This window comes from Shinella sedimenti, from assembly GCF_022601905.1.
Taxonomy (GTDB): domain Bacteria; phylum Pseudomonadota; class Alphaproteobacteria; order Rhizobiales; family Rhizobiaceae; genus Shinella; species Shinella sedimenti.
This window is the reverse complement of sequence record NZ_JAKVIN010000005.1, coordinates 135,358-159,601: the sequence shown is the minus strand read 5'-3', so window position 1 is coordinate 159,601 and position 24,244 is coordinate 135,358. Positions and strand designations below refer to the sequence as shown.

Here is a 24,244-nt window from a genome sequence, read left to right as displayed (position 1 = left end):
CCTCTCGCCATTGGTATCGGCCGCTGCGGCGGCCGACACCCCGTTCAGGGCTGCGTTGCCAGAGCCTATTTGATCCAGGGCGGCAGGAGGAATGTATCGGTAGCGTAGAGCGCCGGCGCGATGAGCTTGGGGTCGGTCTTATAGTCCTGATGCTGCAGGAACTGATGCGGCATGCCCAGCGAAGGATCGGCGGTCTGTGTCGGGTAGCAATAGGCCGATTGGCCGGCAGGATCGGCCCGGTAGGTTCCGTTGACGCCGCGATAGACGTTGCGTCGCATGACGGCGGCGACCTTGCTCACCTGCTCCTTGTTGAAAGGCTCGCCTGCACCGCCGGCGATGGCAGCGGCAATCGCCCACATCCACAGCCCGTCATAGGTCTGCGATCCCGTGATATAGGCCGAGTTGGGGCCGAACTTGGCGCGATAGGACTCGCGGAACGGCTTCGAGAAGTCATCCGGCAGGCAGCCGACGACCGTGGAATAGATGACGCCGTTGATATTCTCGCCGCCGATCTCACGAAAAGCGGGAAGCGACGGACCATACTGCATGTAGACGAGGCTGTTGGTCGGCTGTGTGAGGAACTGCACCATGAACTGGGCAAGATCCTGGGGCAGGAAGTGCGTCACGATGATGGCTGCCGGCGGGTCCTGGCGCAGCTTCGCCAGTGTCGGCCCCCACTGGTTCGTCGGGAACGGCACGGTCTCGAACAGGCTTACCTCGAAACCGTAATCCTTTGCCTGATCGCGGATCGCGTTGGCGATGACGATCGAATACTCGTTTGCCGAGGGGATGATCGCGATCTTCTTGTTCGGTGCCGTCCATGTGCCCGCTTCCGAAAGGGACTTCAGGAAGTTCAGGCAACCCGGGCCATACCAGAACTCAGGCGGATCGCCTTGAAACGATCCGTAATACCGCTCAGGGTCGGTCTTGAACTTCTCATTGTGCGAGATGAGCGTGTTGTAATGCATCATGATAACGTCGTTGTCGGCCGCGACGTCCATTTCGATCATGTTGGTGCCGAGGTTATAGCCGTTGATGATCACCGGGGTGTTGTAGCGATCGATCAGCCGCTGCATGGACTGGGACACGAGGTCCGCACCCATTTCCTTGGTGTCCTCAATATGGATTTCGACGGGCCGGCCCAGAATGCCGCCCGCGGCGTTGATTTCCTCGGCGGCGAGGTCGAGGCCGTTCTTGAACTCGATGCCATCCGCCGCCGCGATGCCGGACATCGGCAGCGCAGAGCCCACTGCGATCGGGGAGGTGTCCTGCGCCTTGGCGGATCTGTTCATGTCGGCAAGAAGCATCCCACCGGCGGCGCCAGCGCCCAAGGCGCCCTGAAGCATTGCACGTCTATTCATCATAACGGTTACCCCTTTTATATTTGGTTGTGTTCGTCATGCGTGTATCGATGCTTATCTGGAGAAGATCACCTCCAGGCCGGCAGCGGCAGAGAGGACGCTGGCATCCTCGCCTCGCGCTCCTATGATCTGGAAACCGACCGGCAGGCCGTCCGGCGTGAAGCCGCAGGGTATGACGCAGGCGGGCTGCTGGCTGAGGTTGATGGGAAAGCTGAAGCCCGCCCATTCCGTCCAGCGTTCAAAGGCGCTTCCCGTAGGTATCTCAAGACCTGCATCGAAGGCCGGCAGCGCCGTGCCAGGCGAAACAACGAAATCGTATTCGGCAAGCAGACGATCCATCGCTGCGCCATAATCGCCGCGCCGCACCTGCGCGAGCACAAGCTCCGTCGAACTGTAGGCAGCGCCGGCGCGAGCGATTTCCAGAAAGCCCGGGTCGATCGACGCGCGTTGGGCTTCAGGAATGACGGACAGGCGCGCAGCCGCCCCGGTGAACCAGTGATGATGGAAGAGGTCGAGCAGACCCTCTGCCGGGAGCGTGATCGGTTCCACGCGGGCGCCCGCCGAAGACAGTCTTGCGACGGCGGCGTCAACGATCGCAGCAATGTCGGGATCGAGTTTGCCGCTCGCGGGTTTCGACCAGTATCCTATGCGCTTGCCGGCAAGATCAACCTTCGCGGGATGATCGAGGCTCGCCAGCACGCCGGCACCCTGCGCCCAATCCCTGATGTCTCTGCCGGACATTGCCCGGAGCATAGCCGCCGCATCACGCGCGGTTCGCGCCATGGGCCCGACATGGGCGACGGTGCCGAAAGCGCTTGCCGGATGAGCCGGCACCCGGCCGAATGTCGGCTTGTGGCCGACGATCCCGGTGAACGATGCCGGAATACGGATCGAGCCGCCACCATCGGTGCCGAGATGAAAGACGCCCGCACCGACCGCTGCGGCCACGGCTGCGCCGCCCGATGAGCCGCCCGGGGTTTTCTGCCTGTTCCAGGGATTGCGGGTCACGCCAAAAAGGGCACTGTCGGTGACGGCTTTCCAGCCGAATTCCGGAGTGGTGGTTTGCGCGACAAAGACCGCACCGGCGTTACGAAGGCGGGCCACGGATGGCGCGTCTTCGTTGTAAGGGCGTGCCGGCGTGGTGGCGCTGCCATAGCGCACACTCCAGCCGTCGACCCATACGATATCCTTGAGGGTGGTCGGGATGCCATCGACCTCCGAAAGGGGCGCTCCTTGAGCCCAGCGCTTCTCGGAGGCACCCGCTGCCGCAAGCGCGCCCTCCCGGTCAATGAACGTGAAAGCGTTGAGCTCTGCGTTCACCTCTTCTGCGCGCTCCATCGCGGCCATGGCGACTTCGACGGGCGAAAGCGTGCCGTTGCGATAGGCTGCGGTCAGCGCGTCCGCATCAAGACGGCATAGCTCCGCCGCCCCTTCGAGCGGGTTCTGAAAAGGCATTCTGTCGTTCCCCTTGTTCCCTGCATCTTCGGCAGGTTGATTTGTTGCGGGCAGAATGGACCTTTCTTTCGCACTCACAAAATGTATTCTTTCGCATAACTTCATACATTCTGTGGAGCGTGCGTACGATGAACCTTACAATCCGGCAGCTTCGTTACGTCTGCGAAGTGGCGAACCTGGGTAGCGTACAGGCTGCATCGAAGGCTTTGCACATCTCGCAATCGTCCATTCTCGCGGCCATCACGCTGGCCGAGGGGGAGATGGGTGCGCGCATCTTCGAGCGGCGCCCTGCGCGCGGGGTGCAGGTGACGCCCGCCGGCGAGCGCTTCATCAGCGCGGCCCGCATTATGCTATCCGCTGCCACGGAGTTCGACAGGGCGATCGGCGACCTTGCCGACCGCGTGCCAAAGGTGCTGCGCATCGGCTGTTTCGAGCCGTTCGGCGCGCTGTTCATGCCAGAAATGCTGCGCATGTACATCGACAACGTCGCCGACGTGGAAATCGACCTTCTGGAGGGCGACCAGGTGCAGTTGCAAACCTGGCTGGGCGAGGGATTGATCGATCTGGCCGTTCTCTACGATATCGGTTCGATCACGACGGGGGCGATGACGAAGATCTGCAAGGTTCCGGCGCATGCGGTCCTGCATGTCGATGACCCGCTTGCCGCCCGGGATGCCGTGTGGCTGTCGGAAATCGCAACGCGCCCGTTCGTGTTGCTGGACATGCCGCAGACGGCGACCTACCTGCTGACGCTGTTCGATATCCTCGCAAAAAGACCCGATGTGCGTTTTCACACCCGCTCCTACGAGACGGTCCGTTCCGCAGTCGCGTCGGGATTCGGCATGTCGATCCTCAACATGCGACCCATCGGCCGGGCGACGTCGGATGGGCAGGGAATCGTACGCCGACCGATCCTCGACGAGCTTCCGCCGCCGTCGGTTATCGTGCTGGACCTCTATGGCAACGCCAAGCCACTGTTCGTACGGCTGTTCATCGAAATCATCCGCCGGTTTTTCCGTGAGGTCGGCCCAGCCGGATTTTCCGTCTGCGTCGAAGAGCGGCATTCATCCCTGATTTTCAATTAGGCTGCGTCCCATAAGGGAGGGCATCTAGATAGCGTCGTATGGTTCGCCTTTTGGAAAGGAGATTGCCAGACGCCGTCACAAACTGACCATTTCCTCTGGAGCACAATAGGCGTACAATAACGCATCATCAGCTATCCCCTGGCACGCTGAGACAGAGAGTTATACCGCGCTCCCGCCGCAAGGAGTGCAAGCTATGCCTAGATATTTCTTTCACGTACTGGATGGGCGCGCAGCGATCGACGTTGATGGCCTTTTTCTTGCCGATGAAAACCAAGCTCGATTCGAGGCGCTTCGCGGTGCCGGTGAAATGCTCACGGATGAGAATATGAACCTGTGGCTGGGCAACGAATGGATGATGGCCGTCACAGATGAGGCAGGAAATATGTTGTTTAAACTGAAATTCTCAGCCGAGTTTCCGAACCAGCCTCCGACTATGTTTTCCTAGGCTGCGTCCCTCCAACGGGGTTCCCGTCGGTAGCGTCGTATCGTTCAATCTCCAGGAAGGAGATGACCGAACGCCGTGACGGACCGCGTTAGCTCGTGACTCCGCATCTTCGGTGAAATCAACGGTGCTGCTGTCGCCGTCATGATGCGGGCGCGGGTTCCGGTGCGGTCGTTGCCTTCCTTTGGGCGTAGATCCGCGCCAGCCAGGCACAGACCATGAGCTGGATCTGGTGGAACAGCATCAGGGGCAAGACGATGGCTCCGACCGACTGGCCGGCGAAGATAACGCCGGCCATGGGCACGCCGCTCGCCAGGCTTTTCTTCGAACCGCAGAACAGAGCGGTGATGCGGTCCTCACGGTTGAAGCCGAACAGCTTTCCGCCCAAGCTGGTGATCACAAGCACTGTCGTCAGCAGGAGAGTGTCGATCAGGACAAGCAGTGCCAGATCTTTTCCGTCCAGCTGGTGCCAGACGCCCTGCGTCACCGCCTCTGAGAACGCGAGATAGACGACCATCAGGATGGAGCCGCGGTCGAATGGGGTGAGCAGCGCCTTGCGGGCGCGTACCCAGTTGCCGATGAATGGCTGCAGTAGCTGGCCGGCCACGAAGGGCAGGAAGAGCTGCAGCATGATCTTCCACACCATGTCGAAAGAAACCCCGACATGGCCGCCGGCGGAAAACAGCATGGCGACCAGCACCGGGGTTAGGAAGATGCCGAGAATGTTGGAGGTCGATGCTGCGCAGATCGCTGCCGGCACGTTCCCGCCGGCAATCGAGGTAAACGCAATCGACGACTGCACCGTGGACGGAAGCACACAGAGGAAGAGCAGGCCGAGATAGAGCGGTTGGGGAATAAGCCACGGCGAAAGCATGCCGAGCGCCAGTCCGAGCAGCGGGAAGACAACGAAGGTCGTGACCAGGATGAACAGTTGCAGCCGCCAGTGCAGGAAGCCCGCAATAACCACATCGGTGGAAAGACGCGCGCCATGCAGGAAGAACAGGCCGGCGATCGCCAGCATCGTGGCGATGCCGAACCAATCCGCCGGTTCGCCGGAAATCGGCAGGATTGAGGCCAGGCCAACAGCTGCCAGGAGGAGAAGGGTGAAGGTATCAGGGAGAAGGTTCTTCACGTGTGTATCCAGATCGATCAAGTCTCGACTATCGCGCGATCATGGATATCCTGAATCGAGATGCAAGAAATAACAGTTATCAAGGATCGTGATATGCTTGATCTCGTCCAGCTGCGCAGTTTCCTCACGGTGTCGCAGGTAAAAAGCTTTACCCTCGCTGCCGAACGCCTGCAGCTCGGTCAGTCAACGGTCAGCCAGCATGTGCAGCGTCTGGAGCGCGATCTGCGGCGACGGCTCATCCACCGCGACACGCACACCGTGCGACTGACGCCGGATGGCGAAGCGCTGCTGCCGCATGCCCGGCAGCTTTTGGCCCTCGAGCGTCAAGCGGTCGCGCAATTTGAGACGGAGACGCCACGGGGGGCTTTCCGGCTCGGTGTCTCCGAGGACCTTGTGAGCGGGCATTTGCCGGGCCTTCTGGAGGATTTCATCGCGGACTATCCCTCCGTCGACCTTCAGCTTTCCGTCGCGCTTTCCAGGACGCTCGGAGAAATGCAGGATCGCGGCGAGCTGGATCTCGTCATGGCCAAACGCAGGATTGGCGACAGGCGGGGCGACAGCGTTTTGCGCGAGCCCTTGATCTGGCTGGCAAGCGATCCCGAGGCCGTGCTGGCGAAACCCGTCCTGCCGCTGATCGTTTTCCCGCCGCCGAGCCTGACGCGCATGCTGCTCATGGAAGCGCTTGAGCAAAGTAGTACAGCATGGCGCATCGTTTGCTCATGCCCCAGCCTCAGCGGCCTGACGGCGGCGGCCCGCGCGGGCATGGGCGTGCTGGTGCAGCCCCGCAGCCTTGCGCCGGCCGGTCTGCGCGAAATCGCGCCGCCCCATCTGCCGGCTCTCGAAGACGTTGAATTCGTGCTGGTGACATCGGCATCCGCCGACCGTGCAACCGTTTCTGCCTTTTCCCGTCGGGTGCGCGAGAGGTTTGGCAAGGGGTTCGTTCCGGTCGGGAGCGTGGGTTGAGGTTTTCGTCGGACGCTTAACCCGCCAGGGTCAGACTGACGCCGGCAGTTTTCAGGGCTGAGCCGATATCGCGGGGTGGGGCCTTGTCCGTGAAGAGGTCGGTCAGTGCGTTGAATGCACAAACCCTGACAAGGCCTTGCCGTCCGAATTTGCTGTGGTCGGTGACGACGATCGCACGCTTTCCGCGGGAGATAACCGTTCGCGCGAATTCCGCCTCCTCCAGATCGTAGTCCATGATACCGATTGAAGCGTCAACCGCGCCTGTCGTGATGACGGCGTGGCTGACAGTGAAATTGCTGACGAAATCGATCGCTGACACGCCGAACGCGGCGCCATTGTCGCTGCGCAGCTCGCCGCCGGCCATATAGACGCGGTTGTCGTTGACCGTGGAAAGCGTGCGGGCGATGTCGGAGGAGTTCGTCACCACCGTCAGGCGCCGGTGCCCGAGCAGCTCGCGTGCGAGATAGCTCGTGGTCGTGCCCGTATCCAGCATGACGGAATCGCCGTCGCGAATGGTCAGGGCCAGGGCGGCCGCGATCGCCTTTTTCGCTTCGCTGTTTTCGCGCATGCGCTTCTCGAAGGGCGCCTCCCCGACAATGGAGGGCAGCGCCACGGCGCCGTGCATCTTCACCACACTGCCGTTCGACGTGAGCGGCTTGATATCCCGGCGCACGGTTTCGAGCGAAACGCCAAGTTTGCTCGCGAGTTCGGCAATCGTCACCGTGCCGTCCTGCTGGAGGAGGCGGAGGATATCGCTGTGGCGTTTGGAAGGGTTCATGTCAGTCATGTCCACAATGCTTTCTGCTTCCTTAATCCGTTCGATGGGCGCTGACAAGAAAAGCCGCATGATCGGTCAAAAAAGCAGAAAATGCCACATCAATGACAAGGCATCGACCGTGACGATGGGACCGCGCCTTACAGGCGAAGCGATGCGTCCTTCCACATCCTGAAGCCGCCGGCAAAGGCGCGTGTGTTGTCGCCGCGTATGCTGTTGACAGGCAGGTCGGTGAGGTGTGCGACATTGCCGCCGCCGATGACGATGTAGTCGGGCAGCAGGGCCGCATTCAGGCAGTCCGTGACCGCGGCGACGGCTTTGCGCCATTTCTTCTTTCCCCGTTTTTCAAGGGCGGGCTCGCCGACATAATCCTCGAAGCTCCGGCCTTTTCGAAAGGGCAGGTGGCCAACTTCCAGGGAATGACAGACATTGTCGAGGATCATTGCGGTGCCCAGACCCGTGCCGAGACCGAGGAAGAGCATACGCCCGCCCTCATAGCTGCCGATGGCCTGCATGAGGGCGTCGTTGACCACCTTGACCGGCTTTCCGAAATGATCCGCGAAATCGTAGCCGACCCAGCCGCTCCCGAGATGGGCGGGGTCCCTTATCGGCTTGTTTTCCCTGACGGGGCCGGGATAGCCGATGGAGACAACGTCATACGACCAGCCCCTGGCAAGGTCGCGGACCGCGTCGGCCATCCGCGCCGCAGACATGCTTGGACCGGATTCCACCCGTCGCTCTTCGACATGCGTGCTCGTCATGATTTTCACATGCGAGCCGCCCACATCGATCGACAGAACAACCTTGTCGGTCGATGAGGCGTCATCCTCTTTCGTCGTCATGCCCGCTCTCCTGATTGTCCTGCGCAGGGGCTGCGTACCAGCCACCGGGCGGCCCAAATCCCTGCGTGGCCTGAGGCGGACCCCACGAGCCGGGATCGTAAACGTGGAGCGGTGACGGGTCTTCGAGAGCACGTTCCACGATGCGCCAAGCGATCTCGCTCGCATCCTGACGCGTGAACAGTTGGGCATTGCCGTTCATGGCATCGCCAATCAGCCGCTCGTAGGGCGTCATGTCGCCCGTATCGTCATCGACCGCCAGAAGTTCGACAGGCTCGCCAGCCATCGCATCGCCGGCCGCCTTGCGCCGTGCACCGAGCGCCACCGCGACCTGCGGCGAGATGCGGAAACGCAGATAGTTGGAATCGTCGCGGCGGATGGTGTCGAAGACATCGATGGGGGGCAGTTTCAGCCGCACCACAACCTCTGTCATGTGGACCGGAAGGTTCTTGCCGGCACGAATGTGGAAGGGAACATCCTTCCAGCGCCATGTATCCACGTGGAAACGCACCGCTGCAAAGGTTTCCACGGACGAGTGCGGCTGCACGCCGGGCTCGTCGAGGTAGCCCTTGAACTGTCCCCGGACCACATCGGAAGGCTTGAGTGTGCGCACGGCCTTCAGGACCTGCACCTTTTCGTCAATCAGGTCATCGACTGCGCGACCGGCCGGCGGCTCCATCGCGAGCAGCAGCAGGACATTGAGCAGGTGGTTCTGGATCACGTCTCGAAGGCATCCGACCTCGTCGTAGAACTTGCCACGGCCTTCCACGCCGAAATCCTCGGCCATGGTGATCTCGACGCTTTCCACGTGATCGCGGTTCCAGATTGGCTCGAGGAAGGAATTGGCGAAGCGGAAGTAAAGCAGGTTCTGGATCGCCTCCTTGCCGAGGTAATGATCGATGCGAAAGATGGATTTCTCCGCAAAGGCCGTGTGCAGGATGGCGTTGAGCTGCCGGGCAGAGGCCAGGTCGCGCCCGAACGGCTTTTCCACCATCAGTCGCCCGCCTTTCGCAAGGTTCGAGTGCTGCAAGCCTTCCACCACCGGCGCGAACATGCTCGGTGGTACAGCAAGATAAAACAATGGATTGCGGGCACTGCCGAGCGCGCGCTTCAATGTGTCGAAAGTCTCGGGCACGCGATAGTCGCCGCTGGCATAGTTCAGCAGGCTGGCAAAGTTGGCAAAAACGGCCTCGTCTATCGTGCCAAGGGCTCTCGTTATGCCGTCGCGGGCCCGTTCGATCAGTTTTTCACGCGGCCAGTCGTCATAGGCGATGCCGATAACCGGCTCGTGAAGCGCGCCGCGCGCCACCATGCGGTAGAGCGCCGGGAAGATTTTCTTGTGCGCGAGGTCCCCCGTTGCGCCGAACAATACGAGAGCATCCGAACGATCGTTCGTCATCGTGGTCTCCTTCGAACGGGTATCAATCCGCCTTCTTCTCGACATGGCCGCCAAAGGCAAAGCGCATCGCCGACAATAGCTTGTCTGCGAAAGCTGATTCACCCTGCGAGCTGAAGCGGTCGAAGAGGGCCGAAGAGAGAACAGGCGCGGGCACGCCGGTGTCGATCGCCGCCTTGAGCGTCCATCGTCCTTCGCCGGAATCCGAGACGCGCCCGCCATAGCCCGCAAGCGTCTGGTCGTTCTTGAGGACGCCGGCCGTCAGGTCGAGCAGCCAGGAGCCTATGACGCTGCCATGCCGCCAGACTTCTGTGACGGCAGCAAGGTCGATATCGAAGCGATAGTATTCCGGGTTTTTGAGCGGGCTCGTCTCGGCATCGGTGGTGCGCGGCCGGTTGCCGGCATTCGCGGCCTTCAGGATGTTCAGCCCCTCTGCGTAAGCCGCCATCACCCCGTATTCGATGCCGTTGTGCACCATCTTGACGAAGTGCCCTGCGCCGCTTGGGCCGCAATGGAGGTAGCCGAACGGGGCCGTGCCCTGTTCGAGGGACGGCGCCGTATCCTTGTCAGCCCCGGGCGCAAGCGTGGCGAAGATTGGATCGAGGTGTCGCACTGCAGCGTCGGGGCCGCCGATCATGAGGCAATAGCCGCGCTCCAGCCCCCAAACGCCGCCACTGGTGCCGACATCGACGAAGTTGATGCCACGCCCGGAAAGCTCCGCGGCGAGATCGACGGCATCCTGATAGTGCGAATTGCCGCCGTCGATGATGATGTCACCCGGCTGCATTTCTGCGGCGACTTCGTTCGCGATCTTGCCGGTGATGGCGGCGGGCAGCATCAGCCAAAGGCAGGCGGGTTTTGCAAGCCGCGCGACGAGATCCTCTAGCGATGTCGCGCCAGTCGCGCCCTCCGCGACGAGTACCGCGACGGCTTCGGGGTTGATATCATAGACCACGCAGTCATGGCCGTCCTTCATCAGGCGCCGTACCATGTTGGCGCCCATGCGCCCCAATCCCATCATGCCGATCTGCATTGCTACGTCCTTCGTTTGAGATAGTGGTCTGGCGGGGTCGAGCCGTCACTCCGGCGCGACGATCACGCCGAAATTGCGCCCTTCCCAGCGTTGCGCGTCAAGCCAGAAAAACGTGAACTCGACACCCTGGCCGATGACGAGATGCGAAACCGGAATGTCGACGACATGGATGCCGAAGGCATTCTCGCACGTGGCGCTTTCCTCGGCGGTCACCCAGGCGTCTGCACTCCAGCGAACGGTCGCGGCAGCCAGAAGCTCGAGGCGCAGCATCTTGCCTTTGGCGAGTGTGCGGATCTTGTTGTTGAAACGCCATGAGCGGAACGGCGCGGTGGTGCTGTTCCTGATATAGCGCGCCGGCCCCTGTGGCGGCATGTCGAAGACATGCCCGTCGCGCAGCGAGCGCAGCAGCTTGACATATTCCGCATGCGCCCAGACGAGCGGCATGGCGCTGCCGGAAGGGCAGCCCCGTAGCAGTTCCCGTTCCGGCATGTCGGCGCCGTCCCAGACCTGCTCGGGCAGTAATCCACCCGGCCCGGCGCAGGCGGCAAAGGTGCCGAGAAGATCCAAGGCGACCTGTGGGCGGCCGGCGGCGAGTTCGTAATGCGCGCGCTCGCCCGTCAGCAGCGGCCAGGGCCGCCCCTGGCCCGTACCATCGAAGGGGTCACCATTGGGGTGTTCGCCATAGCCGTCATCGGTGTAGCGATACCAGACCGGCCCCTGCGGCAGATCGGCGCGCAGAGAGGCGTCGATGACCTTGACCGTATCAACGATGCGGGGATCGTCGGGCGCACGCAGGCCGAAGCGCACCAGCGCAAGCGCATCCGGGCTGACGATCAGGTCCGGCCGCCGGTCGGCATCGCCGGGCGGTCGGTTCTTGATGGGAACGAAGCCATCCCGGGGAGAGGCCGCGCCGGAAAGATCGCTCGGAGCGATGCGCACATAGTAGCCGGACACGCCGAGCGCGGCGCATGTACCGGTTCCGCTTGCATAGGTCCATTTCTCGATCTGGTCGTTCCAGCAATCGGCGGTCTCGCGCGCAAAGCGCGCAGCCTCTGGTCTGTCGCATGCGTCGAGAACATCGGCGGCAGCAAGCATGGCCGCGATCTCCACGGCAAGCGTGAAGGGGGAGTAGCCGCTGTCCTCCTCCCAGCGGTCCTCGCCGGTGACGGGACCATTCTTCAAGAGATAGGCGGTCGCGCGCTCCACCATAGGCAGGTAGGACAGGAGCATCTCGCGCGAAAGCGCGCCCGTGCGGTGCAGCGCATCGGCCAGCAGCAGCGGAAAGCCACATTCGTCCATCTGGATACCGCTCCAGTAGGCCGTGCCGTCGAGCCAGACATTCTGCGGCCAGTGCCCGTCAGCCTCCTGAATGGTGCGCAGATAGGCGAGGATTTCCAGTGCATCGTCGACGAGGCCGACGGCAAGAAAACCGCCGGCCGTTTCGACGAGATCGCGCGGCCAGACGAGATGATAGCCGCCGAGGTCATCGTCGCCCTTGTCGAAACCCCAGGGAATGGAGAGGCTGGCGATGGCGGGCCCGGGAAAGCTGGAGGAGCGGTGCGTGCCGAGCACTGCCGTGCTGGTGCGGTAGAGGTTGGGGCCTTTGTGACCGGGCTGGTCGAGGGGCAGAAGATCCTTCTGCCAGTCGCGCCATCCGGCCACGTAGCTGCGCGCAGCGGCGTCGAAACCGGCATTGAGGCTGGCAAGGGCGTTGTAACCCGCTTCATCCGCACTCGGCCCGAAGGAGAGCGCAAGAAGGGCGAGGTCTTGCGTTGCGGTGAAGCCGATTTCGCCCGTCAGCGCGACGTTGCCATTCGACGCACTTGCATATCGGGCGTCGAGCCTGCCCGAGGCAGACAAGGCGCGCCAGCCGTCCGAGGTGCCGACATAGCCGGCAGACGCCTCGCGCCAGGGCAGGGATGAGGCGAGCGCCAGGAACTGTCCCCGGCCACTGGCAAAGAGCATCGTCACGCCCTTGTAATCGCCGATCCATGCGGAATTGCCCATCCCCGCATTCACGAGATGGGGAGCAAGCAGGGCGTAGACGTGATAATCCGCTGCCACGCCGGAAAGCGGGGTGAACCGAACACTCTGCAGGACCGTCGGCCGCAACGGATCGGTGAGAATGCGCTTCTCGATCCTGTAGGCGCCGTCGAGCGCCGTATTGGTGAGGTGGAAGGCGGGAACCCCGTCCGCAAACCAGACAACATCATGTCTCGCGTGGCGCTTCTCTTCCGAGAAATAGCCGTCGTCGCGCGTGACCACTAGGCCGAGATCGCGCGTGCAGGCGTGATCGAGGCGCGGATGGTAGACCTCGTTGAGAATGCCGTGGCTGATGGTAAACCAGGTGCGCGAGGCCGCGGTCAGCGCCGTTCCCACTCCACTCTTGGCGCTGGAGGTCCATCGGGCATCAATTCCCGGCGCGCCGGGGGCGGGATTCTGGCTGGCGGCTATGTCCAAGTTATGCTCCACGCGAGGCGGCCGATGCTATCCCTAATGTAGGGTATTGCAACTGCTTGGCCAGAGGGCGCCGCGCGGCAGGACGGTGCGCCATTCGGTCGCGCTCAGGAACGGCGGCAGGTCAGAATGAAGCGGCGATACACGAAGGTTCGAAGCCGGTTGCGCAGGTTGGCGTTCCGGCGCTGTGCCCGCGCGATCGGTCCGTGCGAATGCAGGGCGATATCGTGGAAGCCCGCGGATGCGAGCAAGGGCTCGATCAAGGCGGGCCGCAGCCCGGCGCCGAAGGGCAGGGCGTTCATGATCGCCGCATGGCGCTCGCTCATGGCGCCGTCATAATTGGTGTCGGGTCCGATGACGCGGTCGATGAGCGAGATGAGCAGACCGGCCACGCGTCCGGAGAATTTCGGTGTTGCCCAGTCGCCGTCGAAGACGAGCAGGCATCCGCCTGGACGCAGGATGCGGAACCATTCGCGGAAGGTTTCTTCCGGCCGTGTCAGCGTCCAGACGAGGTGCCGGCAGATGATGGCGTCGTAGGACTGATCCGGTTCAAGGGTGTTTTCGGCATCCGCCAGCAGGAAGCGAAGTCCGCTCTTGCCCGCATGTTTGGCGCGCGCGACCGACAGCATGGCCTCGGAAAAGTCGAGAGCCGTGACTTCGTGGCCGAGGTCGTGGATCAGGCGCGTCACCTCGCCGGTGCCGCAGGCAAGCTCGAGAACGCGTTTCGGCTCCTCGCCGAGCAGTTCCCGGATCGGCCGCTGCCAGGCATCGGCCTCAGGCCCGGCGGGAATTCTGTGACCGAAGGCGAGGTCGAACGTCTGCGACCGCTTCGACCAGTATTCGCGGATTTCTTCCTTGAGATTGAAGTTTCGGCCGTCCATCCCGTCAGCCCATCGCGTACTGGATGTTGTAGCGACCATGGACGACGGAGCGCTCGATGTGCGCCCGCACGCCGAACACGCGGGCAATAAGGTCCTCGGTCAGCACATCCTGCGGGGCGCCGGCGGCCACGACCTTGCCGTTCTGCAGGACGGCGAGACTGTCGCAGAACATCGCCGCGAGATTGAGATCGTGCAGGGCGATGATCGACGTGACGCCGAGCCGGGTGACGAGCGACAGGATTTCCAGCTGGTGCTGGATGTCGAGATGATTGGTCGGCTCGTCGAGCAGAAGTTCGCTCGGCGTCTGCGCCAGTGCCCGCGCGATGTGCACCCGCTGACGCTCGCCGCCCGAAAGTGTATGCCAGAACTGGTCCGCCCTATGGGCCATGTCCACCCGTGCTAGCGCGTCCTCGACGGCGAGGTCGTCATCCACGCCCCAGGGGGACAGCAGGCCGCGATGCGGCGTTCGCCCGAGCTGGACGATGTCGCGCACCGTCAACTGGGTATCGGTCGTTGCCTGCTGTTCCACGAAGGCGACGCGACGCGCGAGGCTTGCACGCGGAATGGCGGCGATGTCCTGTTCGGCAAGGCGTATGATGCCACTGTCGACCTTGCGCAGGCGGCAGATCAGCCGGAGCAGGCTGGACTTCCCCGAACCGTTCGGCCCCAGAAGGCCGAGCACCTTGCCCTGCTCCACCGCCAGCGTGATGCCATCGACGACGATGGTTTTGCCGGCAGTATAGGCGACGTTCTCGACGGCGATACTCACACGCTTCTCCGGGCACGAAAGAGAATGATGGCAAAAGCAGGAGCGCCGAACAGCGCGGTAACGACACCGATGGGCAGGATCTGCTGCGGAATGATGATGCGCGAGACGATGTCGGCGAAAACCATGAAGATTGCCCCGCCCAGTGCTGTCGCCGGCAGGAGCCTGTGGTGCGAAGGGCCGACGATGAAGCGCGCGGCATGGGGAATGACGAGCCCGACGAAGCCGATCGATCCGACCATGCTGACGACGGCGGCGGTCATCAGCGCGGTGATGCCGAACAGCACGACCTGAACGCGCCGCACGGCGATGCCGAGTGCGGCGGCGGCATCCGTGCCGAAGGCGAAGGCGTCGAGCGCACGGGCATGGAACAGGCAGGCGAGATATCCGGCGATGGCGACCGGCACGGAGAGATAAACGTCGGGCCAGCGCACACCGCTCATCGAGCCGAGCAGCCAGAACAGCACGCCGCGCGCCTGTTCGGCATTGGCGGATGTTGTAACGATATAGGATGTGAGCGCGTTAAAGAGCTGCGAGCCGGCGACGCCGCACAGGATGATGCGTTCGCTGGAGCGGCCAGCGCCGGCGGCCAGGACGCCAACGAGCAGGAAAGCGACGATCGCGCCGATGAAGGCGCCGCCCGAAAGCGTCAGCGCGCCATAGCCGAGGCCGAGGATCATGACGCAGACTGCGCCCGTCGAGGCGCCTGCCGAGATGCCGAGCACATAGGGTTCTGCAAGCGGATTGCGCAACATCGCCTGGAGAACGACGCCGCAGAGGGCAAGTGATGCGCCGGCACTTGCGGCAACCAGCGCGCGGCTGAGCCGGTAGTCCCAGACGATGCCCTGGTGGATGCGGTTGAGTTCGAAGGATGTGCCGAAGATCCGGTTCGACACTGCCTTGGCCGTCGTGGAAACGGGAATGGCGATCTCGCCGATGGCGACGGCGAAGCTGATCATGATCGCGAGCAGGATGACTGCGGCAATGGTGAGCGCCACAAGCGCCCACCACCGATGCTGTCGGGATGCGGCAGCTCTCACTGCGACAGGCCGAAGGACTTGATGCCGGCCGCCAGCGTCTCGATGCCGTCGATCGTGCGGATCGTCGGGTTCATCGACTGCGCGTCCATCATCACGAAGTGCCTGTTCTTCACCGCGTCGAGTTCCTTGGTTACAGGGTCGTTCTCAAGAAAGTCGATCTTCGTCTGCGGGTCGTCGGCCGCATAGCGGCGGCGTTCCATCGTTGCGAGCACGATGACGGCGGGGTTTGCCTGGGAAATGGTCTCCCAGCCCACCAGCGGCCATTCCTCTTCGGTGGCGACGACGTTCTTGGCGCCGATCGTCTTGAGGATATAGGCAGGCGCGCTGTTCTTGCCGGCGATAAAGGCGTCACCGTTCACCTCTTTGCTGGAGAACCAGAACACGACGGGAAGGTTCTTGCCGGCGGCACCTTCAATCGATGCGACGGCATCCGCCTCGCGCTTCTTCAGGTCGGCGATGAGGGCGTCGCCGCGCTCCTTGATGTCGAAGATTTCAGCGAGTTCGGCGATTTCCTGATAGATCAGGTCCATCGTGAACAGTTCCTTGCGCACGCCGTCGCCGCCGTCCTCATTGATCTTGTCGACGCAGTCGGCCGGCGCGACATAGGTATTGATGCCGAGATCGGCGAATTGCTCGCGCTTGCCGACCGCGCCCTGCACGCCGACATGCCATTCGAACTCGGCCGCGACGAGATCGGGCTCCTCGCCGACAACGGCTTCAAAGCTCGGATCGTTGTCGGCAAGTCGCTTGATCTTGTCGTTGGCCTCTGCATAGGCGGGAAGAACAGGGCCGACCCATACGGCGGTGCCCGCAATCTTGTCAGCAAGCCCAAGGGAGAACAGCACTTCGGTCATGCCCTGGCCGATCGAGACGATCTTTTCGGGAGCCTTGGAGAAGGTGACCTGCTGGCCACAATTGTTGATGGTCAGCGGATACTGCGTGGCAGCGAAGCCGGTGCCGGCAAGGCCGGTCAGGCCGACTGCGAATGTAATGGTGGCAAGGATCTGGCGCATGGAAACCTCAATTCCGAAGAGGGCGAGCGCTGCGCAGGTGCAGCGGGCGACATAAGTGTCAGTTCGCGCGGAAAGCCCAATCGAGGCGGATGGATGCCGTCGAACGGCAAAGGTTCAGGTCAGACATATCTGCTCCTTTCCAGGCATCCCCGCCCGGCTGATTGGATCGTGTTCGACGGCAGGTCTCCTGGCTCACGGATATCTGTCGCTCATCTGCCTTCCCGCGATGTCTCGCAGTGGCATGGCCTTCAAGGCCCGGGGATGGTCGGCAATCCGCTTACAGTTGCGGGGGCAGCCACGGTCTTGGTCCCTTTTGGGTCGTCCGCACCGTGTTCCCTATTAATCCCTTCGGAGTCGTCCTCCGGGAACCGTCGCATTCCCCTTATGATGCGCCCCGATCCGCGTCAAGGCGCAGATGCCCGCTTGCAAAGGGCGCTGCCGCCTGTTCGTCCAAAACGACATTTATATATGCAGTGTGGACGGCTCCGCAGGGTGCGCGAGCCTGCGTCGCATCGGCGGCTTGCCCTTCAAGGTCGTGCCATGCCATTAGAATAGCTTGATTTCTGGAGACGGATACATGGTGGAAAGCACGATGGTCGGGCGACCGTGGAAATGTCTGGTATTGGCTGCGTCCCTTTTCATGGCGAGTGTCGCCAATGCCACGCCAGTTCTCGTCGTCGATCCCGACAGCCATCAGGTGCTGTATCAAGAGGATGCCGGCGTGCCATGGTATCCCGCGTCGACGACCAAGCTGATGTCGGCTTTCGTGACGTTCGAAGCACTGAAGGCGGGCGAGGTGTCGCTGACGACACCCGTAACGATGACGCGCAACGCGACCAAGCAGGCGTTCCTTGAATCAGGGCTAACCATCGGCCGCGCAATGACGCTGGAGGACGCCCTTTTCGCGATGATCACCGCATCGGCCAACGACGTGGCGGTCGCCGTCGCCGAAACGGTCGCGCCCAACGAAGCCGCCTTCGTCAAGCGCATGAATGACACCGCAGCGCGTCTGGGGATGACCGGCACGCATTTCGCCAATCCGAACGGCCTGTTTGACAAGAGCAACTATACGACCGCACGCGACCTCGCGATCCTCGGCATGGAAGTCGACCGGCAGTTTCCCGAATTTCGGCGCTTCTTCCTGGCGTCGTCGGTCACCATCGACGGCAAGGAGATCAAGTCCAACAATCTGCTGCTGACCCGCTATCCGGGCACGACGGGCATGAAGACGGGCTTCCTGTGCGCATCCGGCCGCAATATCGTCGGGCTCGCCTCGCGCAACGGCAAGCGTGTGATGGTGGTCATTCTCGGCGCGACGACGGAGCGTGAACGCAACGAACGCTCCGCGCAATACATGACGCAGGCCTTTGAGGGGCAGCTTTCCGGCGGTGCCGGACGCGTGGACGACCTGGCGAACCGAAAGGATGTCGCCCCGCAGGATATGCGCGTGCGTCTCTGCACCGATCAGAGCGCGGCCTATGAGACGAGCCGCGACGCGCTCTACCCGATGGGGCTTCCCGGCCACGAAAGCTATCTGCAGGGCGAAACGAAAGGCGAGGTCCACACTATCAGCACATGGGCGGACGATACGGCCGTGGATGTACCGATACCGGCCCGCCGGCCGTCCTAGTCCGGCATCATGAGGGCTCGGAGGCGCGTTCCAGCGTCTTCAGCATCGTCCGCTCCGCCAGGTTGAGATAGGCGTCGAGCTGCGCGGCGGCCTCTTCGCGCTTGTTCTGTTCAAGCAGCGTCACGATCTCGCCGTTCATGTCCACGAACGGCGCGTGTAGGTGCTCCGGGTCTTTCAGCAGCCCGAAGCAGAGACGCAATTCCGCTGATATGCGCTCGTAGAATTCACTGATGCGCATGCTGTCGGCGAGATCGATGATAGCGGTGTGGAACGTCATGTTGGCGCTGCCGACGCCGAGCCAGTCGCCGGCATCGCGCCGCTCGCGTCCTGCGGCGACCGCGTCGCGCATGGTGCGGATGGCCGCATGCTGGTGCCAAGCCTGGCGCAGGGCGGCACATTCCAGCAAGCGCCGCACGCGGTAAATGTCGATGACGGAGGCCATTGTCGGGACTGCGACAAAGACGCCGCGATTGGCCTCGTGGCGCACAAGCCCATCCTTGGTCAGCAGGCGAAACGCCTCACGCAACGAATTGCGCGACACGTTGAAGCGCTCGCTGAACGCAGCTTCGGACAGGCGCTGTCCGGGCGAAAGTTCGCCCGCGATCAGCAGCGCGCGGATGCGTCGCGCCAGGCGGTCGGCAAGCGGCAGGCCCTGTCCGTCGTCCGTCATAGCGTTTTGTTTCCCCATCATGTCCAACCGGTTGTCTGCTTGCAGGAATTCCCGGCACTCTAGCATATAGCCGATTCCTCAGGAATGATTGTTGAACAATATTGATATTTTTGTTCATTCATGTACTCTCGTTTAACATGTGAAGGAGAAGACCATGACGGTGATGGATCTCAATAGCGATCTCGGTGAAGGCTATGGCGCCTGGCGGATGGGCGATGATGCATCGATGCTTGCCGTCGTTTCCTCCGCCAACATCGCCTGCGGATTCCATGCGGGCGACCCGGCCGGGATCTATCGCACCGTAAAGGCCGCAGCCGCGAATGGCGTGGTGGTCGGCGCGCATGTTTCCTACCCGGATCGCGTCGGATTCGGTCGGCGCGATCTCGATATCACCACGGAAGACCTGACCGCCGACGTCATCTACCAGATCGGCGCGCTGAAGGGCATCGCGGCGGCGGCGGGAACGACGGTCCGCTACGTGAAACCCCACGGAGCGCTTTACAATCGCATTGCCTACGACGCGGGGCAGGGGCAGGCGGTGATCGATGGCATTCTTGCTGTCGATCCCTCTCTCATCCTAATGGGGCTCGCCAATGCCCCGATCCTTGATCTCGCCCGACGCGCGGGCCTTGCCGTCGTTGCCGAGGCGTTTGCCGACCGAGCCTACACGCCGAAGGGCGAACTGGTCTCGCGTCGTGAAGCCGGCTCCGTTCTGCATGATGAGACCGTCATTGCAAACCGAATGGTGCAGCTTGCCCGCGGTGGGACACTCCAGGCCATCGACGGCAGCACGATCCGTGTCGAGGCGCAGTCGATCTGCGTGCATGGGGACAGCCCTGGCGCCGTTGCCATTGCCCGCGCAATCCGGCGTCGTTTCGAGGCGGAAGGTATCGTCATTCGTTCCTTTGCTGAAGCGGCCTGAAGCTCGTCTCCGCCGGCAATGCCCTGAAACATCGCCTCGCGAGGCTCCGATGCGCGTTCTCCCCGTCAGCCTGACCACGGTCCTTGTCGAACTTGCCGATCTCGACGAGACACTCGCGCTCTTCGCCGCGTTGCAGGCTGAGCCTATCGACGGCATCGAGGAGATGGTGCCGGCCGCCCGTACGCTGATGATCCGTTTCCGGCCCGAAGCAATCTCTCCGGCAACGATCGCCATACAGGTCGCACGACGCGATCTGTCGGCATGCATCGAACCCTCCCGGCATCTCGTCGAGATCCCCGTGCGCTATGATGGCGAAGACCTCTCGGATGTCGCGGAGCTGACCGGCCTCAGCGTCGCGGAGGTCATCCGCCGGCACACGGACAGCACATTCACCGTAGCCTTCTGCGGCTTCGCGCCGGGCTTCGGCTATCTAGTCGGCGGTGATCCGGCGCTGCACGTGCCGCGCCGCAAGAGCCCGCGCACCCGCGTTCCCGCCGGTTCGGTGGCCATTGCGGGCGCTTTCAGCGGCGTCTATCCGCAGGAGAGTCCCGGGGGCTGGCAGATCATCGGCACGACGCCCGTCAGGATGTGGGATATCGATCGCGAGCCGGGCGCCCTCTTGCAGCCCGGATACCGCGTGCAGTTCCGCGACATGGACGCGGGCAAGACCATCGATGTTCCCAAGTCGATCCCGCGCCCAGCGCCGGTCGTCAATCCCGATGGACCTCAGTTCAGCGTGCTGGCCGCCCCGATCCCTGCGGTCTTCCAGGATCTCGGCCGCTTCGGCCAGACGGGACAGGGCGTATCCGCCTCCGGAGCGCTGGACCGTTCGGCCTTCAACGCCGTCAATCGCGTCGTCGGCAATCCGGTGAACACGCCGGCGCTGGAAATCACAGTCGGTGGCTTCAGTTTCGCCTGCAATGCGCGCACCGTGATCGCGCTTGCCGGCGCATCCGTATCGGTGACCGTATGCGATCGTGCTGGCACGAGCCGGGAATATGGGACCTATGCGCCGATCGCCCTGGAGCCCGGCGATGTCGTGACCATCGGTCACCCCAGCAGGGGCATGCGCACCTATCTCGCCGTCAGGGGCGGGTTCAAGGTCGCGCCAGTGCTGGGTAGCGCCGCGACCGATACGCTCGCCGTCGTCGGTCCCCCACCCGTGGTCTCGGGCGCCGCGCTTGCGCTGAAGCAGGAGGCGTTGGGGCGTTCGAGCGTTGGGCTCAACGAGTCCGCCGCCTTCGATCTTCCCGGCGCCGCTGACGTGGTGACGCTTGATGTCGTGCTCGGCCCGCGCACCGACTGGTTCACCGAAAAGGGACTGGAAACGCTGACGAACCAACTCTGGCAGGTGACCCCGCAATCCAACCGCATCGGTATTCGGCTTGCTGGGGATGTGCCGTTGGAACGCAAGGACAGTGCCGAGTTACCGAGTGAGGGTACGGCGACCGGGGCAATCCAGGTTCCGCATAGCGGCCAGCCCGTGCTGTTCCTGGCCGACCATCCGCTGACCGGTGGTTATCCGGTGATCGGGGCTGTCGCCGAATACCATCTCGATCTGGCGGGTCAGATCCCCGTCGGTGCGAGGATCCGTTTCCGCCCGCTATGCCCTTTCGCCGACATTGCCGCGACCCGATAGGAGACATGCCGTGAAGAAAGTCCTGATCGCCAATCGCGGCGAAATTGCCGTCCGGATCGTGCGGGCCTGCCGCGACTACGGGCTGCAGTCGGTTGCCGTCTATGCCGACCCGGATGCGGACGCACTCTTCGTCCATCAGGCCGATGAGGCCTATGGTCTCGATGGCGTGCGGCCGACCGAAACCTATCTCGATATTGAAAAGCTGATCGCCATCGCCAAACGTTCCGGGGCGGATGCCGTGCATCCCGGGTATGGCTTTCTGTCCGAGCGAGCCGAGTTTGCGCGCGCTGTGCTGGACGCTGGCCTCACCTGGATCGGCCCAGATCCTGACGTGATCGGCTCGCTTGGCGACAAGGTCGAGGCGCGCCGGATCGCCGCGGGTGTCGGAGCGCCGCTTGTGGCTGGCAGCAACGGACCCGTTTCATCGTCTGCCGAGGTCATCGCATTTGCCGAGCGGCATGGTTTGCCGGTCGCCATCAAGGCGGCGCATGGCGGAGGCGGGCGCGGCCTCAAGGTCGCCTGGAAGATGGACGAGATCGCCGATCTTTACCAATCGGCCGTACGTGAGGCGACGGCCGCCTTCGGCCGGGGCGAATGCTTCCTCGAACGGTTCCTCGACCGCCCGCGCCATGTCGAGGCGCAGGTCATCGCCGACCGGCACGGCAACGTGGTGGTACTCGGCACGCGTGACTGTTCGCTCCAACGGCGAAACCAGAAGCTCGTGGAGGAGGCGCCGGCCCCTTTTCTCACAGCGCAGCAACGGGAAACGATACATGCCGCGGCAAAGGCGATCTGCGCGGCGGCCGGCTATACCGGCGCCGGGACGGTCGAGTTCCTGCTTGGCGCGGACGGAACCATTTCGTTTCTCGAGGTGAACACCCGCCTTCAGGTGGAGCACCCGGTTACGGAGGAAACGACGGGCATCGATCTGGTCGTCGAACAGTTTCGCATTGCCGAGGGCAAGCACTTGTCCGTGCTTGAAACACCCGCGCCGCGTGGCCATTCCATCGAGTTCCGCATCAACGCCGAGGATCCGGGGCGCGGCTTCCTGCCGACACCGGGCAAGATCACGGTCTTCGAGCCGCCAACGGGCCCCGGCGTGCGGCTCGACAGTGGTGTGGCCAGCGGCTCGTCCATTCCCGGCGTCTTCGATTCCCTTATCGCCAAACTGGTCGTCACGGGTGCGACCCGTGAGGAAGCCTTGCGCCGCGCGCGCCGCGCGTTGCGGGAGTTTCGCATCGAGGGCATCGCTACGGTCTTGCCGTTTCACCGCGCAGCTATCGAGACCGCGGATTTCATCGGCGCCAACGACTTCAAGGTGCATACACGGTGGATCGAAACGGATTTCGCGGCCATGCCGGAAGCCGCAGCGCGGCCGGAGCCAGTTGCCGACCCTGCGCTGATCCGCACGCATCTGGAAATCGACGGCCGGCGCGTCGCCCTGGCCTTGCCGGCCATACTGCTTGCCGGTCTGGGAGGGGCGGGACAAGGCTCGGCGCCTGCTGGCACCGCAAAACCGGACGAAAATGCCGTTGTCGCACCCGTTTCCGGCACGCTGCAGGCCTTCCGGGTCGAAGACGGTGCGGAGGTTGCGCAAGGCGACCTTGTTGCCGTGATGGAAGCGATGAAGATGGAAACGCAGGTCTTCGCGGTCCGCGCCGGTCGTTTACGCCGGCGGGTGAAAGAAGGCGAGTATGTCAATGCCGGCGATGCGCTGCTGATCTACGGGCCCTGACGGCACGCCGCTTGTAAATCGCACATTGACCGGAGAGGCGCGCGCCTGCCTAAATGCGAGCGCGGAGCGCTGCGAAGTGGGCATTCGGGCGGTCCGCACCCAAGGACGTCGAGTGAAGGATATCGGCAGATGCGCAATGTAACGGTCGCGGCCACCCAGATGGCCTGTATCTGGGACGAGAAGGCCAATATCGAGCGGGCCGAGCGGCTCGTCCGCCAGGCGAAGCACAAAGGCGCCGACCTAGTGCTCATCCAGGAGCTCTTTGCGGCACCCTATTTCTGCCAGGACCAGATCCATGATTTCTTCGCGCTGGCCCAGCCCTTCGAGGGCAACACGTTGATCGCGCATTTTGCCAAGCTCGCCGCCGAGCTTGGTGTCGTCCTGCCGATCAGTTATTTCGAGCGCGCCGGACAATCCCATTTCAACAGCGTGGCCATTATCGATGCCGATGGCACCGTGATCGGCAACTACCGCAAGAGCCACATTCCAGACGGCCCCGGCTATACCGAAAAGTTCTATTTCTCGCCGGGCGATACCGGTTTCAAGGTATGGGACACGCGCGCCGGCCGCATCGGCGTCGGTATCTGCTGGGATCAGTGGTTTCCCGAAACCGCGCGCTCCATGGCCTTGCAGGGCGCGGAGATCCTGCTTTACCCGACGGCGATCGGCTCGGAGCCGCATGATGCAACGCTGGATTCGAGCGGACACTGGCAGCGCGTGATGCAGGGCCATGCCGGCGCGAACCTGATGCCGCTCCTTGCATCGAACCGCATCGGTACGGAAGACGGACGCCACGGCACGAAGATCACGTTCTACGGCTCATCCTTCATTGCGGATGCTACGGGTGCGAAGGTCGCCGAGGCCGATCGGGAGACGGAAACGGTGCTGATCGCCACATTCGATCTCGACGCCATCGATCATCAGCGCCGATCCTGGGGCGTGTTCCGCGACAGGCGGCCGGAGCTTTACAGGCATCTTGCGACCCTGGACGGCCGCGCCGCCTTGTAACG

Annotated in this window: 21 protein-coding genes and 1 riboswitch; of the genes, 8 read left to right on the top strand and 13 right to left on the bottom strand. The window is 63.0% G+C overall.

Annotated features, from left to right (window positions below; translation table 11 throughout):
- Positions 1–65: 65 nt before the first annotated feature.
- Both MKI86_RS13040 and MKI86_RS13035 read right to left on the bottom strand, forming a co-directional pair.
- Positions 66–1,292 carry an ABC transporter substrate-binding protein gene (locus MKI86_RS13040; protein ID WP_241601343.1) on the bottom strand — a complete coding sequence of 409 codons (1,227 nt, stop codon included), beginning with the start codon at positions 1,290–1,292 and terminating at the stop codon, positions 66–68.
- 123 nt (positions 1,293–1,415) lie between these two features.
- Entirely contained in the window at positions 1,416–2,816 is a 1,401-nt protein-coding gene (locus tag MKI86_RS13035; RefSeq protein WP_241601342.1) for an amidase, read from the bottom strand.
- A 128-nt stretch (positions 2,817–2,944) separates the two neighbouring features.
- Here MKI86_RS13035 and MKI86_RS13030 point away from each other — a divergent pair, with 128 nt between their 5' ends.
- Positions 2,945–3,901, top strand: coding sequence for a LysR family transcriptional regulator (locus MKI86_RS13030; RefSeq protein WP_241601341.1), 957 nt, complete (start codon positions 2,945–2,947; stop codon positions 3,899–3,901).
- 193 nt (positions 3,902–4,094) lie between these two features.
- On the top strand, positions 4,095–4,346 hold the full coding sequence (locus MKI86_RS13025; protein WP_241601340.1) for a DUF6894 family protein: 252 nt from the start codon (positions 4,095–4,097) through the stop codon (positions 4,344–4,346).
- Positions 4,347–4,485: 139 nt separating this feature from the next.
- On the opposite strand, the gene MKI86_RS13020 is transcribed toward MKI86_RS13025, so the two are convergent.
- The gene (locus MKI86_RS13020) at positions 4,486–5,475 is read right to left on the bottom strand and encodes a bile acid:sodium symporter family protein (protein WP_241601339.1); all 990 of its coding nucleotides are present in this window, start codon (positions 5,473–5,475) and stop codon (positions 4,486–4,488) included.
- Between the two features lie 93 nt (positions 5,476–5,568).
- Here MKI86_RS13020 and MKI86_RS13015 point away from each other — a divergent pair, with 93 nt between their 5' ends.
- Positions 5,569–6,438 (top strand): LysR family transcriptional regulator, encoded by an 870-nt coding sequence (locus tag MKI86_RS13015; RefSeq protein ID WP_241601338.1) that lies wholly within the window; start codon positions 5,569–5,571, stop codon positions 6,436–6,438.
- Between the two features lie 16 nt (positions 6,439–6,454).
- Here MKI86_RS13015 and MKI86_RS13010 read toward each other — a convergent pair whose 3' ends face one another.
- The 9 genes from MKI86_RS13010 to MKI86_RS12970 all read right to left on the bottom strand — a co-directional run bounded on the left by MKI86_RS13010 (position 6,455) and on the right by MKI86_RS12970 (position 16,638).
- Positions 6,455–7,216 (bottom strand): DeoR/GlpR family DNA-binding transcription regulator, encoded by a 762-nt coding sequence (locus tag MKI86_RS13010; protein ID WP_241601337.1) that lies wholly within the window; start codon positions 7,214–7,216, stop codon positions 6,455–6,457.
- A 137-nt stretch (positions 7,217–7,353) separates the two neighbouring features.
- The gene (locus MKI86_RS13005; RefSeq protein ID WP_241601336.1) at positions 7,354–8,055 is read right to left on the bottom strand and encodes an ROK family protein; all 702 of its coding nucleotides are present in this window, start codon (positions 8,053–8,055) and stop codon (positions 7,354–7,356) included.
- Positions 8,036–9,451: a glucose-6-phosphate dehydrogenase gene (gene zwf / locus MKI86_RS13000; protein WP_241601335.1), complete on the bottom strand. Its 1,416-nt coding sequence runs from the start codon at positions 9,449–9,451 to the stop codon at positions 8,036–8,038. The genes MKI86_RS13005 and zwf overlap by 20 nt, the downstream gene beginning before the upstream one ends.
- 22 nt (positions 9,452–9,473) lie before the next feature.
- A complete protein-coding gene (gene gnd, locus MKI86_RS12995; protein ID WP_241601334.1) occupies positions 9,474–10,481 on the bottom strand; it encodes a phosphogluconate dehydrogenase (NAD(+)-dependent, decarboxylating) in 1,008 nt (335 codons plus the stop codon).
- 45 nt (positions 10,482–10,526) lie between these two features.
- Positions 10,527–12,935 carry a glucan 1,4-alpha-glucosidase gene (locus tag MKI86_RS12990; RefSeq protein WP_241601576.1) on the bottom strand — a complete coding sequence of 803 codons (2,409 nt, stop codon included), beginning with the start codon at positions 12,933–12,935 and terminating at the stop codon, positions 10,527–10,529.
- A 110-nt stretch (positions 12,936–13,045) separates the two neighbouring features.
- A complete protein-coding gene (locus MKI86_RS12985; protein WP_241601333.1) occupies positions 13,046–13,819 on the bottom strand; it encodes a class I SAM-dependent methyltransferase in 774 nt (257 codons plus the stop codon).
- A 4-nt stretch (positions 13,820–13,823) separates the two neighbouring features.
- Positions 13,824–14,588, bottom strand: coding sequence for an ABC transporter ATP-binding protein (locus tag MKI86_RS12980; protein WP_241601332.1), 765 nt, complete (start codon positions 14,586–14,588; stop codon positions 13,824–13,826).
- Complete coding sequence (locus MKI86_RS12975) at positions 14,585–15,625, bottom strand: FecCD family ABC transporter permease (RefSeq protein WP_241601331.1); 1,041 nt, start codon at positions 15,623–15,625, stop codon at positions 14,585–14,587. Before MKI86_RS12975 ends, MKI86_RS12980 begins: the two co-directional genes overlap by 4 nt.
- A complete protein-coding gene (locus MKI86_RS12970) occupies positions 15,622–16,638 on the bottom strand; it encodes an ABC transporter substrate-binding protein (protein WP_241601330.1) in 1,017 nt (338 codons plus the stop codon). The genes MKI86_RS12975 and MKI86_RS12970 overlap by 4 nt, the downstream gene beginning before the upstream one ends.
- Before the next feature lie 160 nt (positions 16,639–16,798).
- Positions 16,799–17,026: riboswitch (cobalamin riboswitch) on the bottom strand.
- Positions 17,027–17,260: 234 nt separating this feature from the next.
- On the opposite strand from MKI86_RS12970, the gene MKI86_RS12965 reads away from it, so the two are divergent.
- Complete coding sequence (locus tag MKI86_RS12965) at positions 17,261–18,268, top strand: D-alanyl-D-alanine carboxypeptidase family protein (RefSeq protein ID WP_241601329.1); 1,008 nt, start codon at positions 17,261–17,263, stop codon at positions 18,266–18,268.
- A 7-nt stretch (positions 18,269–18,275) separates the two neighbouring features.
- On the opposite strand, the gene MKI86_RS12960 is transcribed toward MKI86_RS12965, so the two are convergent.
- Positions 18,276–18,938, bottom strand: a complete 663-nt coding sequence (locus MKI86_RS12960; RefSeq protein WP_241601328.1) for a GntR family transcriptional regulator — start codon at positions 18,936–18,938, stop codon at positions 18,276–18,278.
- Between the two features lie 154 nt (positions 18,939–19,092).
- On the opposite strand from MKI86_RS12960, the gene MKI86_RS12955 reads away from it, so the two are divergent.
- The 4 genes from MKI86_RS12955 to aguB all read left to right on the top strand — a co-directional run bounded on the left by MKI86_RS12955 (position 19,093) and on the right by aguB (position 24,242).
- Positions 19,093–19,860 carry a LamB/YcsF family protein gene (locus MKI86_RS12955; RefSeq protein ID WP_241601327.1) on the top strand — a complete coding sequence of 256 codons (768 nt, stop codon included), beginning with the start codon at positions 19,093–19,095 and terminating at the stop codon, positions 19,858–19,860.
- Between the two features lie 49 nt (positions 19,861–19,909).
- Complete coding sequence (locus MKI86_RS12950) at positions 19,910–21,499, top strand: 5-oxoprolinase subunit B/C family protein (RefSeq protein WP_241601326.1); 1,590 nt, start codon at positions 19,910–19,912, stop codon at positions 21,497–21,499.
- Between the two features lie 10 nt (positions 21,500–21,509).
- Positions 21,510–23,234: an acetyl/propionyl/methylcrotonyl-CoA carboxylase subunit alpha gene (locus MKI86_RS12945; RefSeq protein WP_241601325.1), complete on the top strand. Its 1,725-nt coding sequence runs from the start codon at positions 21,510–21,512 to the stop codon at positions 23,232–23,234.
- A gap of 129 nt (positions 23,235–23,363) precedes the next feature.
- On the top strand, positions 23,364–24,242 hold the full coding sequence (gene aguB / locus MKI86_RS12940; protein WP_241601324.1) for an N-carbamoylputrescine amidase: 879 nt from the start codon (positions 23,364–23,366) through the stop codon (positions 24,240–24,242).
- Positions 24,243–24,244: the final 2 nt, after the last annotated feature.